This is a genomic window from Breoghania sp. L-A4, from assembly GCF_003432385.1.
Taxonomy (GTDB): Bacteria; Pseudomonadota; Alphaproteobacteria; order Rhizobiales; family Stappiaceae; genus Breoghania.
This window is the reverse complement of sequence record NZ_CP031841.1, coordinates 3,229,555-3,242,072: the sequence shown is the minus strand read 5'-3', so window position 1 is coordinate 3,242,072 and position 12,518 is coordinate 3,229,555. Positions and strand designations below refer to the sequence as shown.

The window sequence follows — 12,518 nt, the reverse complement described above, 5'->3', positions numbered from 1 at the left end:
GCCGGACTGGCGCCCGGCGTCCGCGCCGGGCACATGCACCATACAGATGATCCGGAAGGCCGCCCTTGGGCGGCCTTCTGACTATGGAGGGTTTGAACGTGAGCGGCGAAGAACAGGACGAGCCGACGGTCTTCATCATCGTAGGCCGCGTGTGGGAGGAAACCTCGGGCACGCCCGATGATGCGATCCCGGTGAACATCTTCCTGACGGCCCCGGACGACGACAGCGCGGTGCGCCGGGCGCTCGAGGCCTTGGCGAAGGAAGGGTATGCGGAAACCGAGCTCGACCAGATCGGGGCGCTGACCGAAGAGCCGGAGGACCCCACGTTCGAGAGCGCCTACCAGGATGCGCTCGAGGGCAACGTCGCCGTGGTGGCGTTCAGGGAGTAGAGCGGCGTCTGAGCGCTCTTGCACGAACGAAACGGGGGTGTCCATCGGGCGCCCCTTGTTGATTCCGGAACATCGCGCGATCCCGGGCCGGCGGACGCCGTCAAGCGAATCTCCGTGAAGGGGAATCGGTCCGTTGGGCCGAATCCGTACCAGGCCGGGGCAGCTGATTCACCATCCGTTCAAGTTTCGGATGGTTTCCGGGGATCGCCGGTGTCCGCCGCCTCGCTGCGCCGGCATGGGGTGAACCGGGACGGTAACAATCATGCGCAGGCGCGTCATTCCGGGGTCTTATGTTACGCCATCGGCTCGAAAACCGGCTGGAATCCTCGATATTGGCGTTTGCGGGAGAGGGCGCTGAGATTTCTGCCGTTTCCCCTTGACGTGGGCCCCGGCGATAGCTAATTTCCGCGCACTCCCAAGGCAGGCGGTAAGCGTTACCTCTTCCGGCGCGACTAGTACCGGAAACCAATTCGCTTAAACGCTGCCGGGGTTCATATGGCGACATAACGTCAAATAGCATGATCGCGGGGTAACCCGTGATCCTCTGGTTTCGCAGCGCCGTCCATGCTTGTCACGCGTGGAAGCGCGTATTCGCATGTGCGGATGGTGCTGCGGCAGGTGGACAAGGTGAAGGGCTAAATATGCCAACCATCAACCAGTTGATCCGTAAGCCGCGGAAAGATCCGCCGAAGCGGAACAAGGTTCCGGCCATGGAGGCCTGCCCGCAGAAGCGTGGCGTTTGCACGCGCGTCTATACGACGACGCCGAAGAAGCCGAACTCGGCTCTTCGTAAGGTTGCAAAGGTCCGTCTGACGAATGGCTTCGAAGTCATCGGGTACATCCCCGGTGAGGGCCATAATCTGCAGGAGCACTCTGTGGTCATGATCCGCGGCGGCCGCGTCAAGGATTTGCCTGGCGTGCGCTACCACATCCTTCGCGGTGTCCTTGACACCCAGGGTGTCAAGGATCGCAAGCAGCGCCGTTCCAAGTATGGCGCTAAGCGGCCGAAGTAATCGGCTTCAATCGTTCCCTTAAATGGGTTGAGGATAAGATAGATGTCCCGCCGTCATCGCGCTGAAAAGCGAGAGATCCATCCGGACCCCAAGTTTGGGGACGTTGTCATCACGAAGTTCATGAACTCCGTGATGCTCGACGGCAAGAAATCTGCCGCCGAAAGCATCATTTATGGCGCCTTCGATCTGATCGAAGGCCGGTCCAAGCAGGACCCGGTTACCGTGTTTCACGAGGCACTTGTCAACGTGATGCCGCAGGTGGAAGTCCGCTCCCGCCGTGTGGGTGGGGCGACCTACCAGGTGCCGGTCGAGGTTCGCAACGAACGTCGTCAGGCACTGGCCATCCGCTGGCTGATCAATGCCTCGCGGGCTCGTAACGAGAAGACCATGGTCGAGCGTTTGGCCGGGGAGCTTCTTGATGCGGGCAGCAATCGCGGCACCGCCGTCAAAAAGCGTGAAGATACGCACCGGATGGCGGAAGCCAACCGTGCCTTCTCGCATTATCGCTGGTAAGCCTGAAGGTCTGACATCATGGCGCGCACGCATAAAATCGAGGACTACCGCAATTTCGGCATCATGGCTCACATTGATGCGGGAAAGACCACGACGACGGAGCGGATCCTCTACTACACCGGCCGTAGCCACAAGATCGGCGAAGTCCATGACGGCGCTGCCACCATGGACTGGATGGAGCAGGAGCAGGAGCGTGGCATCACGATCACGTCCGCTGCAACGACCTGTTTCTGGAATGAGAAGCGCCTGAACATCATCGACACCCCGGGCCATGTGGACTTCACGATTGAAGTCGAGCGTTCCCTGCGTGTACTTGATGGCGCGGTCGCGCTTCTCGACGCCAACGCCGGTGTTGAGCCGCAGACGGAAACTGTCTGGCGTCAGGCCGACAAATATCACGTCCCGCGGATGATCTTCGTCAACAAGATGGACAAGCTCGGCGCGGACTTCTTTCGCTGCATCGAGATGATCGAGAAGCGCCTCGGCGCCAACCCGATCTGCCTCCAGCTGCCGATCGGCGCCGAGAACGAGTTCGCCGGCGTCATCGATCTGATCAAGATGAAGGCGATCATCTGGGACGAAGAAGGCCTTGGCGCTTCCTTCCATGAGGAAGACATCCCCGCCGAGCTGGCCGACCAGGCCCAGGAATATCACGATCTGATGATCGAGAAGGCGGTTGAAGTCGACGACACGGCGATGGAAGCCTACCTCGAAGGCGTCATGCCTGATGATGCGGCGCTGCAGAAGCTGATCCGCAAGGGCACGCTGATTGGCGAGTTCGTGCCGATCCTTTGCGGCACCGCGTTCAAGAACAAGGGCGTGCAGCCGCTTCTCGACGCGGTTGTCGATTACCTTCCCAATCCGACGGAAGTGCCCCCGATCAAGGGCATCGACGCGAAGACGGAAGAAGAGATCACCCGCCAGGCCTCCGACGAGGAGCCGCTCGCCATGCTGGCGTTCAAGATCATGAACGACAGCTTCGTGGGCTCGCTGACCTTCTGCCGCATCTACTCGGGGAGGCTCGACAAGGGCATGTCCCTGATGAATACGGTGAAGGAAAAGCGCGAGCGCGTCGGCCGCATGATGCAGATGCACTCGAATTCGCGTGAAGACATCGAAGTGGCCTATGCAGGCGACATCGTGGCCATCGCGGGCCTCAAGGACACCACGACGGGCGACACCCTTTGTGATCCGCTGAAGCCGGTGATCCTGGAGCGCATGGAATTCCCCGAGCCGGTCATCGAGATCGCGGTCGAGCCGAAGACCAAGTCTGACCAGGAAAAGATGGGCCTCGCGCTCAACCGCCTGGCGGCCGAGGATCCGTCCTTCCGCGTCAAGACCGACGAGGAATCCGGCCAGACGATCATCGCCGGCATGGGCGAGCTTCATCTCGACATTCTCGTCGACCGCATGAAGCGCGAGTTCAAGGTCGAGGCGAACATCGGTCAGCCGCAGGTGGCTTATCGCGAGACGATCACCAAGACCGCTGATGTGGATTACACCCACAAGAAGCAGTCGGGCGGTTCGGGCCAGTTCGCCCGAGTCAAGATCACGATCGAGCCGGGCGAGCAGGGTTCGGGCTTCCTGTTCGAAAGCAAGGTCGTCGGCGGCAACGTGCCGAAGGAATACATCCCTGGCGTCGCCAAGGGCATCGAGAGCGTGATGACGTCGGGTATTCTCGCCGGCTTCCCGATGCTCGACGTCAAGGCAACCCTGACGGATGGCGCCTACCACGATGTGGACTCCAGCGTGCTGGCGTTCGAGATCGCGGGCCGCGCGGCCTTCCGCGAGGGCATTCAGAAAGCCGGGCCGAAGCTGCTGGAACCGATCATGATGGTCGAGGTGGTGACACCGGAAGACTACATGGGCGATGTCATCGGCGATCTGAACTCGCGCCGCGGTCAGATCACCGGCACCGAGAACCGGGGTGTCGTCACCGTGGTCAGCGCCAAGGTGCCGCTCGCGAACATGTTCGGCTACGTCAACAACCTGCGCTCGATGTCGCAGGGCCGGGCGCAGTACAGCATGGTTTTTGATCACTACGAACAGGTGCCGCAGGCGGTCGCCGAAGAGGTCCAGGCGAAATACGCCTAGTTTCTTCGCAACCACGGCAATACACATTCGAAAGAGCGGAGCAATCCGATGGCTAAAGAGAAATTTAAACGCGACAAGCCGCACGTCAACATTGGCACGATCGGCCACGTTGATCATGGCAAGACGACCCTGACGGCTGCGATCACGATGACGCTGGCCGAGGTTGGCGGCGCGGTTGCGCAGGCCTACGACCAGATCGACGCGGCGCCGGAAGAGAAGGCCCGCGGCATCACGATCTCCACGGCGCACGTCGAGTACGAGACGGCGGCGCGCCACTATGCGCACGTCGATTGCCCGGGGCACGCGGATTATGTGAAGAACATGATCACGGGTGCGGCGCAGATGGACGGCGCGATCCTGGTGTGCTCGGCCGCCGACGGCCCGATGCCGCAGACCCGCGAGCACATCCTGCTGGCGCGTCAGGTCGGCGTGCCGGCTCTGGTGGTGTTCCTCAACAAGGTCGACCAGGTCGACGACGAGGAGCTTCTGGAGCTGGTGGAGATGGAAGTGCGCGAGCTGCTGTCTTCCTACGACTTCCCCGGCGACGACATTCCGATCGTGACCGGCTCCGCGCTGGCGGCGGTCGAGAACCGCAACCCGGAAATCGGCCGCGACAAGGTGCGCGCGCTGATGGATGCGGTCGACGCCTACATCCCGACGCCCGAGCGTCCGATCGACCAGCCGTTCCTGATGCCGATCGAGGACGTGTTCTCGATCTCCGGCCGCGGCACGGTCGTGACCGGCCGCGTGGAGCGCGGTGTGGTGAAGGTGGGCGAGGAAATCGAGATCGTCGGTATCCGCGACACCAAGAAGACGACCTGCACGGGCGTGGAGATGTTCCGCAAGCTGCTCGATCAGGGCCAGGCGGGCGACAACATCGGCGCTCTGCTGCGCGGCATCGGCCGTGAGGACGTGGAGCGCGGCCAGGTGCTGTGCAAGCCGGGTTCGGTGAACCCGCACACCAAGTTCAACGCCGAAGCCTATATCCTGACGAAGGAAGAGGGTGGCCGTCACACGCCGTTCTTCACCAACTATCGTCCGCAGTTCTACTTCCGCACGACCGACGTGACGGGCATCGTGGATCTGCCGGAAGGCACCGAGATGGTGATGCCGGGTGACAATGTCACCGTGGTGGTCACGCTGATCGTGCCGATCGCAATGGAAGAGGGCCTGCGCTTCGCCATCCGCGAAGGCGGCCGTACGGTCGGCGCCGGCGTCGTCGCTTCCATCATCGAGTAAAGTGAGTGCCTTTGCCGCGGGGCTGGACCCCGCGGCCTGGGACTCTGAAGGACCAAAGCAATGAACGGTCAGAATATCCGGATCCGCCTGAAGGCGTTTGATCACCGTATCCTGGATGCCTCGACCCGCGAAATCGTCAACACGGCGAAGCGGACGGGTGCTCAGGTACGTGGACCGGTGCCGCTGCCGACGCGGATTGAAAAATATACCGTGTTGCGCGGCCCGCATATTGACAAGAAGAGCCGTGACCAGTTTGAGATGCGCACACACAAGCGCCTTTTGGACATCGTTGATCCGACCCCGCAGACGGTTGATGCTTTGATGAAGCTCGACCTGGCGGCCGGTGTCGACGTCGAAATCAAGCTCTAGGGCGGAAGAACCGAGGAACACGCTGATGCGTTCTGGACTGATCGCTCAGAAAGTGGGTATGACCCGGATCTACAATGATCTGGGAGAGCACGTGCCGGTGACGGTTCTCAAGCTTGAGAACTGTCAGGTCGTTGCCCACCGGACTGAAGACAAGAATGGCTACACTGCGCTGCAGCTCGGCGCTGGTCTGGCCAAGGTGAAAAACACGCCGCGTCCCATGCGGGGCCACTTCGCGATCGCGAAGGTGGAACCGAAGCGGAAGCTGGCCGAATTCCGGGTGTCCCCGGACAACGTGATCGACGTCGGCGCCGAGCTGACCGCCGATCACTTTGTGGCCGGCCAGTTCGTGGACGTGACGGGCACGTCGATTGGTAAAGGCTTTGCCGGCGCCATGAAACGTCACAACTTCGGCGGCGGTCGCGCCTCTCACGGTGTGTCTGTTTCGCACCGTGCGCATGGCTCGACGGGTCAGTGCCAGGATCCGGGCAAGGTCTTCAAAGGCAAGAAGATGGCCGGACACATGGGCGACACCCGCGTGACCACGCAGAATCTGAAGATCGTGCGCACTGATGCCGATCGCGGCCTGATCATGGTGCAGGGCGCAGTGCCCGGCTCCAAGGGCGGCTGGATCATCATCAAGGACGCTGTGAAGCGGGCGCTTCCCGACGGTGTGCCGATGCCGGGTGCGTATCGCACGGCAGAGGCGCCGGCTCAGGCAGCCGACGCGGGCAAGGAGAGCGAGTGATGGAACTCCAGGTCAAGACGCTGGACGGCGGCGCGGCCGGTTCGATCACGGTTTCGGACGAGATCTTCGGTCTCGATCCGCGGGCCGATCTGATCCATCGCGTCGTTCGCTGGCAGCTCGCCGCCCGTCAGGGTGGCAACCACAAGACGAAGCGGCGCGCAGAAATCGCCGCTACGGGCAAGAAATTCGTTCGCCAGAAGGGCTCCGGCGGAGCACGGCACGGCGATCGCAAGGTTCCGCAGTTCCGCGGCGGCGGCAAGGCCTTCGGGCCGCTTGTCCGCAGCCACGCGCACGATTTGCCCAAGAAGGTTCGCGCGCTGGGTCTGCGTCACGCACTGTCGTCCAAGGTGAAGTCCGAAAGCATCATCATCATCGATGAGGCGAAGTCGGGCGAACCGAAGACCAAGGCTTTGAAGGCACAGTTCGGCAAGCTCGGTCTGGCCAATGCTCTGGTCATCGACGGTGCGGATCTGGACAAAAACTTCGGCCTTGCCGCACGCAACATCATCAACGTCGACGTGCTGCCCATCCAGGGCATCAACGTCTACGACATCCTGCGCCGCGAGACGCTGGTTTTGACGAAGGCGGCGGTCAGTGCTCTGGAGGAGCGGTTCAAATGACGGACCTCAAGCACTACGACACAATCGTCAGCCCGGTGATCACCGAAAAGGCGACCCTGGCGTCCGAGGAAAACAAGGTTGTTTTCAACGTGGCGTCCAAGGCGAGCAAGCCGGAGATCAAGGCCGCTGTCGAGGCGCTGTTCAGCGTCAAGGTGAAGGCTGTGAACACGCTGGTCCGCAAGGGCAAGACGAAGCGTTTCAAGGGCATCGCCGGTAAACAGTCCGACTTCAAGCGCGCGATCGTGACGCTGGAAGAGGGACAATTCATCGACGTGACGACCGGTCTCTGAGGGGAAGAAGGAAAAAATGGCTTTAAAGAGCTTCAAACCGACCTCCCCGGGCCAGCGTCAGCTGGTCATCGTGGATCGGTCCGATCTTTGGAAGGGCAAGCCGGTCAAGACGCTGACCGAAGGCCTGTCCAAATCCGGTGGTCGTAACAACCGCGGTCGCAACACCGCTCCGAACAAGGGTGGCGGTCACAAGCGCACCTATCGGATGGTCGACTTCAAGCGCCGCAAGTTCGATATGCCGGCGACGGTCGAGCGTCTCGAATACGATCCGAACCGGACCGCATTCATCGCGCTCGTGCGTTACGAAGATGGCGAACTGGCCTATATCCTGGCACCGCAGCGGCTTTCCGCAGGCGATGTCGTGGTGGCCGGCAAGCACGTCGACGTGAAGCCTGGCAACGCCATGGAGCTGGCCTCCATCCCGGTGGGCACGATCGTGCACAACATCGAGATGAAGCCGGGCAAGGGCGGCCAGATCGCCCGCTCCGCAGGCGCCTTCGCTCAGATCGTCGGCCGTGACCAGGGTTACACCGTGGTCCGTCTGAAGTCGGGCGAGCAGCGCCGGATCCTGGGAACCTGCATGGCGTCCATCGGCGCGGTGTCCAACCCGGATCACGGCAACATCAATTTGAGCAAGGCGGGCCGTTCCCGCTGGCTCGGCAAGCGTCCGCATGTTCGCGGCGTGGCTATGAACCCGGTCGATCACCCCCATGGTGGTGGTGAGGGACGTACATCCGGCGGCCGTCATCCGGTTACGCCGTGGGGCAAGCCCACCAAGGGCAAGCGTACGCGTTCCAACAAGTCGACCGATAAATTCATCGTTCGCAGCCGCCACGCGCGGAAGAAATAAGAGGGACTGACCGTGACACGTTCCGTCTGGAAGGGTCCGTTTATTGACGGCTACCTCCTTAAAAAGGTCGATAAGGTTCGCGCCTCCGGCCGCAATGAGGTCATCAAGACCTGGAGCCGGCGTTCGACGATCCTGCCCCAGTTCGTGGGTGTGACCTTCGGTGTCTACAATGGCCAGAAGCACGTTCCGGTGTCGATCTCCGAGGACATGGTTGGCCACAAGCTCGGCGAATTCTCTCCCTCGCGGACCTATTACGGTCATGCGTCGGATAAGAAGGCCAAGAGGAGATAACGATGGGCAAGCCGAAGCGTGAGCGCGTGCTCGCTGATAATGAGGCGAAGGCTGTCCTGCGCATGGTGCGGGTGTCTCCGCAGAAGCTGAACCTGGTTGCCGCGACGATCCGCGGCAAGAAGGTTGCAGCGGCGCTCGCCGATCTGACCTTTTCGCGCAAGCGGATCGCCGCCGACGTCAAGAAGGCGTTGGAGTCGGCGGTCGCGAACGCGGAGAACAACCACGATCTCGATGTGGACTCTCTGGTTATTTCGGAAGCCCATGTCGGCAAGGCGGTCGTCATGAAGCGTTGGAAGGCGAGGGCGCGCGGCCGGGTCGGCAAGATCCAGAAGCCGTTCTCCAACCTGACGATCATCGTCCGTGAAGTCGAGGAGGCGGCCTGATGGGTCACAAAATCAATCCGATCGGGTTCCGGCTGGGCATCAACCGCACCTGGGATTCGCGCTGGTACGCGGACAAGGGTGAGTATGCCGTGCTGCTGCACGAAGATTATCGCATCCGCGATTATCTGATGCAGGAGCTCAAGCAGGCCGCGATCTCCAAGATCGTCATCGAGCGTCCGCACAAGAAGTGCCGCGTCACCGTGCACTCGGCTCGTCCGGGTGTCGTGATCGGCAAAAAGGGCGCGGACATCGAGAAGTTGCGCCGCAAGCTGGCCGAGATGACCAGTTCGGAAGTGCACATCAACATCGTTGAAGTGCGCAAGCCGGAAATCGACGCGACGCTTGTCGCCGCATCGATCGCTCAGCAGCTGGAACGCCGCGTGGCGTTCCGCCGGGCCATGAAGCGCTCGGTTCAGTCGGCAATGCGTCTTGGCGCGGAAGGCATCCGCATCAACTGCGGCGGCCGTCTGGGCGGCGCGGAAATCGCGCGTACGGAGTGGTATCGCGAAGGCCGGGTGCCGCTGCACACGCTTCGTGCCGATATCGACTACGGCACCGCCACCGCGCACACCGCATATGGTACGTGCGGCATCAAGGTGTGGATCTTCAAAGGCGAGATCCTCGAGCATGATCCGATGGCGTCCGAACGCCGTTCCTCCGAGGGTCCCGACAGCGGTCGCCGCGCTCCGCGCGCAGCGTAAACCTGTCCCGGTCGCCTGGGTATAGAAAGACGAGAGAAGACAGATGCTGCAGCCGAAGCGAACGAAGTTCCGCAAGCAGCACAAAGGGCGCATCCATGGCGTTGCCAAGGGTGGCACCGAGCTGAATTTCGGTTCCTACGGCCTGAAGGCAATGGAACCGGAGCGCGTCACAGCGCGCCAGATCGAGGCAGCCCGTCGTGCTTTGACCCGCCACATGAAACGTGCGGGTCGCGTTTGGATCCGGATTTTCCCGGACGTACCGGTTTCCTCGAAGCCGACCGAAGTACGTATGGGTAAGGGTAAGGGTGCGCCGGACTATTGGGCAGCCCGCGTGAAGCCCGGCCGGATCATGTTCGAGATCGACGGTGTGGCCGAGCCGATTGCGCGCGAGGCGTTCCGCCTCGCCGCGGCGAAGCTTCCGATCAAGTGCCGCTTCGTTCAGCGCCTCGGCGAGTGAACGGACGGACGAGGAGTAGAAGGCCATGAAATCGACCGACGTTCGGGCGAAGACCCCCGATCAGCTCCATGAGGAGCTGGAGAGCCTGAAGAAAGAGCAGTTCAATCTGCGCTTCCAGAAGGCGACGGGTCAGTTGGAAAATACCGCGCGTGTCCGGCAGGTTCGCCGTGACATTGCTCGGGTCGAGACCATCCAGCGCGAAAAACGCGCTGCGGACAGCGCATAGGAGGCGAAGATGCCAAAACGCGTGCTTCAGGGCATCGTCGTCAGCGACCAGAACGACAAGACGGTTGTGGTGAAAGTGGAACGCCGCTTCACCCACCCGTTGTTGAAGAAGACCGTGCGCCGTACGAAGAAGTACAAGGCGCATGATCAGGATAATTCCTGCAAGGTCGGCGAGACCATCCTCATCGAGGAATGCGCGCCGATTTCGAAAAACAAGCGTTGGATCGTTGTCGAATCCTCGACGGCGAACTGAGACATTTGAGCATCCGGTCCGATAGTGGATCGAAAGAAGAACAAGGCGGCCAGTCATGATTCAGATGCAAACAAACCTGGACGTGGCGGATAATTCCGGCGCGCGTCGCGTTATGTGCATCAAGGTCCTTGGCGGCTCGAAGCGCAAGTATGCTGGCGTCGGCGACATCATCGTCGTCAGCATCAAGGAAGCCATTCCTCGCGGTCGCGTGAAGAAGGGCGACGTGATGAAGGCAGTTGTGGTCCGTACGGCGAAGGATATTCGCCGGGCAGACGGCAGCGTCATCCGCTTCGACCGCAATGCGGCAGTGCTGATCAACAATAACAAAGAGCCGATCGGCACCCGTATCTTTGGTCCGGTCCCGCGCGAATTGCGGGCGAAAAACCACATGAAGATTATCTCGCTTGCACCGGAGGTGCTCTAAAATGGCCGCAAAAATCAAAAAGGGCGACACAGTCGTCGTGCTTGCCGGCCGTGACAAGGGCAAGTCCGGTGAAGTTATCAAGATGATTCCCGACAGCGGCCGTGTGCTCGTGCGTGGCGTGAATGTGGTCAAACGCCACACACGCCAGACCCAGCAGACGGAAGCGGGCATCATTTCCAAGGAACTGTCGATCGACGTGTCCAACGTAGCTATTGCCGATCCGAAGGACGGCAAGGCAACACGCGTCGGGTTCAAGACGACGGACGACGGCCGTAAGGTCCGTGTTGCCAAGCGTTCGGGAGATCTGATCGATGGCTGAAGTCAATTACGAGCCCAGGCTCAAGACGCACTACAACGAAGTGGTTCGGCCGAAGATGGCCGAGCAGTTCGGTTACAAGAACCCGATGCAGATCCCCGCTTTGGAAAAGATTGTCCTCAACATGGGCATCGGCGAAGCGGTCGGCGACAGCAAAAAGGTGACCTCGGCTGCTGGCGACCTGGCGAAAATCGCCGGTCAGCGGCCCGTGATCACCAAAGCGCGCAAGTCCATCGCCACCTTCAAGGTGCGTGAGGAAATGCCGCTGGGCGCCAAGGTGACCCTGCGCAGCGGGCAGATGTTCGAATTCCTCGACCGGCTGGTCACGATCGCGCTTCCGCGCGTTCGGGATTTTCGCGGGCTCAATCCGAAGAGCTTCGACGGTCGTGGAAATTTTGCGATGGGTATTAAAGAACACATCGTCTTCCCGGAAATCAACTACGACGAGGTTGATCAGATCTGGGGCATGGATGTGATCGTCTGCACCACTGCGAAGACGGATGACGAAGCACGCGAACTTCTGCGGGCGTTCAACTTCCCGTTCACCAAGTAAGCAGATCAGACCGGACGAGGTAAGACGATGGCGAAGAAGAGCGCGATCGAGAAGAACAAGCGGCGCGAGAACCTGGTGAAGAAATTCGCCGGCAAGCGTGCCGAACTGAAGGCGATTGTCATGGATGCGACATTGCCGCTTGAGGAGCGCTTCACCGCGCAGCTCAAGCTTGCCGAGCTTCCGCGGAATTCCTCGAAAACCCGCATCCGCAATCGTTGCGAGATTTCGGGGCGTCCGCGCGGTTTCTACCGCAAGCTCAAGATGTCGCGTATCGCCCTTCGTGAACTCGGGTCCCAGGGCAAGGTGCCCGGTCTCGTGAAGTCGAGCTGGTAAGGAGAGCCCAATGGCGATCACAGATCCCTTGGGGGATATGCTGACCCGCATTCGTAATGCACAGATGCGGCGCAAAAGCACCGTCAATACTCCGGCGTCGCGCCTGCGCGGCACCGTCCTGGAAGTTCTGGCCTCAGAAGGCTACATCCGGGGCTTCAGCCAGGTTGATTTCGAAGGCGGACCGTCTGAGTTCAGCATCGAACTGAAGTATTATGACGACGTTCCGGTGATCCGTGAAATTCAGCGGGTTTCCAAGCCGGGCCGGCGGGTGTATGCCTCCGTCAAGAATATTCCGCGCGTGGCCAATGGCCTCGGTGTTTCGATCCTCTCCACGTCCAAGGGCGTGATGGCGGATCACCAGGCGCGGGACGAAAATGTCGGCGGTGAGGTGCTCTGCCGCGTCTTCTGACGCGGACGCATCCCCGTACAGAGAGAGCCGGCGTTGCGTCATGCAATGCCG

At 61.1% G+C, this 12,518-nt stretch carries 21 protein-coding genes; all 21 read left to right on the top strand.

The annotated features are described in order from the left end of the window. The first annotated feature begins 98 nt into the window (after positions 1-98). Positions 99-389 carry a regulator gene (locus tag D1F64_RS14795; RefSeq protein WP_346432240.1) on the top strand — a complete coding sequence of 97 codons (291 nt, stop codon included), beginning with the start codon at positions 99-101 and terminating at the stop codon, positions 387-389. A 641-nt stretch (positions 390-1,030) separates the two neighbouring features. Continuing rightward, complete coding sequence (gene rpsL, locus D1F64_RS14790) at positions 1,031-1,402, top strand: 30S ribosomal protein S12 (protein WP_107989433.1); 372 nt, start codon at positions 1,031-1,033, stop codon at positions 1,400-1,402. A gap of 42 nt (positions 1,403-1,444) precedes the next feature. Further along, on the top strand, positions 1,445-1,915 hold the full coding sequence (gene rpsG, locus D1F64_RS14785; RefSeq protein ID WP_117413051.1) for a 30S ribosomal protein S7: 471 nt from the start codon (positions 1,445-1,447) through the stop codon (positions 1,913-1,915). Positions 1,916-1,933: 18 nt separating this feature from the next. Further along, on the top strand, positions 1,934-4,009 hold the full coding sequence (gene fusA, locus D1F64_RS14780) for an elongation factor G (protein ID WP_117413050.1): 2,076 nt from the start codon (positions 1,934-1,936) through the stop codon (positions 4,007-4,009). Between the two features lie 48 nt (positions 4,010-4,057). Beyond that, the gene (gene tuf / locus D1F64_RS14775) at positions 4,058-5,248 is read left to right on the top strand and encodes an elongation factor Tu (protein WP_117413049.1); all 1,191 of its coding nucleotides are present in this window, start codon (positions 4,058-4,060) and stop codon (positions 5,246-5,248) included. A 60-nt stretch (positions 5,249-5,308) separates the two neighbouring features. Then, on the top strand, positions 5,309-5,617 hold the full coding sequence (gene rpsJ / locus D1F64_RS14770) for a 30S ribosomal protein S10 (RefSeq protein WP_013652482.1): 309 nt from the start codon (positions 5,309-5,311) through the stop codon (positions 5,615-5,617). A gap of 25 nt (positions 5,618-5,642) precedes the next feature. Then, a complete protein-coding gene (gene rplC / locus D1F64_RS14765) occupies positions 5,643-6,362 on the top strand; it encodes a 50S ribosomal protein L3 (RefSeq protein ID WP_117413048.1) in 720 nt (239 codons plus the stop codon). Then, positions 6,362-6,982, top strand: coding sequence for a 50S ribosomal protein L4 (rplD, locus tag D1F64_RS14760; protein ID WP_117413047.1), 621 nt, complete (start codon positions 6,362-6,364; stop codon positions 6,980-6,982). Before rplC ends, rplD begins: the two co-directional genes overlap by 1 nt. Continuing rightward, a complete protein-coding gene (locus D1F64_RS14755) occupies positions 6,979-7,272 on the top strand; it encodes a 50S ribosomal protein L23 (RefSeq protein WP_117413046.1) in 294 nt (97 codons plus the stop codon). The genes rplD and D1F64_RS14755 overlap by 4 nt, the downstream gene beginning before the upstream one ends. A gap of 16 nt (positions 7,273-7,288) precedes the next feature. After that, positions 7,289-8,122: a 50S ribosomal protein L2 gene (rplB, locus tag D1F64_RS14750; protein ID WP_117413045.1), complete on the top strand. Its 834-nt coding sequence runs from the start codon at positions 7,289-7,291 to the stop codon at positions 8,120-8,122. Between the two features lie 12 nt (positions 8,123-8,134). Further along, on the top strand, positions 8,135-8,413 hold the full coding sequence (rpsS, locus tag D1F64_RS14745) for a 30S ribosomal protein S19 (RefSeq protein ID WP_117413044.1): 279 nt from the start codon (positions 8,135-8,137) through the stop codon (positions 8,411-8,413). Between the two features lie 2 nt (positions 8,414-8,415). Continuing rightward, positions 8,416-8,796 carry a 50S ribosomal protein L22 gene (rplV, locus tag D1F64_RS14740; protein ID WP_117413043.1) on the top strand — a complete coding sequence of 127 codons (381 nt, stop codon included), beginning with the start codon at positions 8,416-8,418 and terminating at the stop codon, positions 8,794-8,796. After that, positions 8,796-9,497, top strand: a complete 702-nt coding sequence (rpsC, locus tag D1F64_RS14735) for a 30S ribosomal protein S3 (protein ID WP_117413042.1) — start codon at positions 8,796-8,798, stop codon at positions 9,495-9,497. The genes rplV and rpsC overlap by 1 nt, the downstream gene beginning before the upstream one ends. A 43-nt stretch (positions 9,498-9,540) precedes the next feature. Beyond that, positions 9,541-9,954 carry a 50S ribosomal protein L16 gene (gene rplP, locus D1F64_RS14730; protein ID WP_117413041.1) on the top strand — a complete coding sequence of 138 codons (414 nt, stop codon included), beginning with the start codon at positions 9,541-9,543 and terminating at the stop codon, positions 9,952-9,954. A gap of 25 nt (positions 9,955-9,979) precedes the next feature. Further along, positions 9,980-10,180, top strand: a complete 201-nt coding sequence (gene rpmC / locus D1F64_RS14725) for a 50S ribosomal protein L29 (protein ID WP_117413040.1) — start codon at positions 9,980-9,982, stop codon at positions 10,178-10,180. A 9-nt stretch (positions 10,181-10,189) separates the two neighbouring features. After that, the gene (gene rpsQ, locus D1F64_RS14720; protein WP_117413039.1) at positions 10,190-10,432 is read left to right on the top strand and encodes a 30S ribosomal protein S17; all 243 of its coding nucleotides are present in this window, start codon (positions 10,190-10,192) and stop codon (positions 10,430-10,432) included. Positions 10,433-10,487: 55 nt separating this feature from the next. Then, complete coding sequence (rplN, locus tag D1F64_RS14715; protein WP_117413038.1) at positions 10,488-10,856, top strand: 50S ribosomal protein L14; 369 nt, start codon at positions 10,488-10,490, stop codon at positions 10,854-10,856. A 1-nt stretch (position 10,857) separates the two neighbouring features. Further along, positions 10,858-11,175 carry a 50S ribosomal protein L24 gene (gene rplX, locus D1F64_RS14710; protein WP_117413037.1) on the top strand — a complete coding sequence of 106 codons (318 nt, stop codon included), beginning with the start codon at positions 10,858-10,860 and terminating at the stop codon, positions 11,173-11,175. Next, positions 11,168-11,725: a 50S ribosomal protein L5 gene (rplE, locus tag D1F64_RS14705; RefSeq protein ID WP_117413036.1), complete on the top strand. Its 558-nt coding sequence runs from the start codon at positions 11,168-11,170 to the stop codon at positions 11,723-11,725. The genes rplX and rplE overlap by 8 nt, the downstream gene beginning before the upstream one ends. A 27-nt stretch (positions 11,726-11,752) precedes the next feature. Then, the gene (gene rpsN, locus D1F64_RS14700) at positions 11,753-12,058 is read left to right on the top strand and encodes a 30S ribosomal protein S14 (protein ID WP_117413035.1); all 306 of its coding nucleotides are present in this window, start codon (positions 11,753-11,755) and stop codon (positions 12,056-12,058) included. Between the two features lie 10 nt (positions 12,059-12,068). After that, positions 12,069-12,467 (top strand): 30S ribosomal protein S8, encoded by a 399-nt coding sequence (gene rpsH / locus D1F64_RS14695; protein WP_117413034.1) that lies wholly within the window; start codon positions 12,069-12,071, stop codon positions 12,465-12,467. Positions 12,468-12,518 lie beyond the last annotated feature (51 nt).

Bases quoted from the DNA above. Each gene is read 5' to 3' on its own strand.
- rpsC (WP_117413042.1), top strand. From the start codon at position 8,796: ATGGGTCACAAAATCAATCCGATCGGGTTCCGGCTGGGCATCAACCGC.
- D1F64_RS14755 (WP_117413046.1), top strand. From the start codon at position 6,979: ATGACGGACCTCAAGCACTACGACACAATCGTCAGCCCGGTGATCACC.
- fusA (WP_117413050.1), top strand. From the start codon at position 1,934: ATGGCGCGCACGCATAAAATCGAGGACTACCGCAATTTCGGCATCATG.
- rplD (WP_117413047.1), top strand. From the start codon at position 6,362: ATGGAACTCCAGGTCAAGACGCTGGACGGCGGCGCGGCCGGTTCGATC.
- rplE (WP_117413036.1), top strand. From the start codon at position 11,168: ATGGCTGAAGTCAATTACGAGCCCAGGCTCAAGACGCACTACAACGAA.
- rplN (WP_117413038.1), top strand. From the start codon at position 10,488: ATGATTCAGATGCAAACAAACCTGGACGTGGCGGATAATTCCGGCGCG.
- tuf (WP_117413049.1), top strand. From the start codon at position 4,058: ATGGCTAAAGAGAAATTTAAACGCGACAAGCCGCACGTCAACATTGGC.
- rpsL (WP_107989433.1), top strand. From the start codon at position 1,031: ATGCCAACCATCAACCAGTTGATCCGTAAGCCGCGGAAAGATCCGCCG.
- rpsH (WP_117413034.1), top strand. From the start codon at position 12,069: ATGGCGATCACAGATCCCTTGGGGGATATGCTGACCCGCATTCGTAAT.
- rpsJ (WP_013652482.1), top strand. From the start codon at position 5,309: ATGAACGGTCAGAATATCCGGATCCGCCTGAAGGCGTTTGATCACCGT.
- rplB (WP_117413045.1), top strand. From the start codon at position 7,289: ATGGCTTTAAAGAGCTTCAAACCGACCTCCCCGGGCCAGCGTCAGCTG.
- rpsG (WP_117413051.1), top strand. From the start codon at position 1,445: ATGTCCCGCCGTCATCGCGCTGAAAAGCGAGAGATCCATCCGGACCCC.
- rplX (WP_117413037.1), top strand. From the start codon at position 10,858: ATGGCCGCAAAAATCAAAAAGGGCGACACAGTCGTCGTGCTTGCCGGC.
- rplP (WP_117413041.1), top strand. From the start codon at position 9,541: ATGCTGCAGCCGAAGCGAACGAAGTTCCGCAAGCAGCACAAAGGGCGC.
- rpmC (WP_117413040.1), top strand. From the start codon at position 9,980: ATGAAATCGACCGACGTTCGGGCGAAGACCCCCGATCAGCTCCATGAG.
- rplC (WP_117413048.1), top strand. From the start codon at position 5,643: ATGCGTTCTGGACTGATCGCTCAGAAAGTGGGTATGACCCGGATCTAC.
- rplV (WP_117413043.1), top strand. From the start codon at position 8,416: ATGGGCAAGCCGAAGCGTGAGCGCGTGCTCGCTGATAATGAGGCGAAG.
- rpsQ (WP_117413039.1), top strand. From the start codon at position 10,190: ATGCCAAAACGCGTGCTTCAGGGCATCGTCGTCAGCGACCAGAACGAC.
- rpsN (WP_117413035.1), top strand. From the start codon at position 11,753: ATGGCGAAGAAGAGCGCGATCGAGAAGAACAAGCGGCGCGAGAACCTG.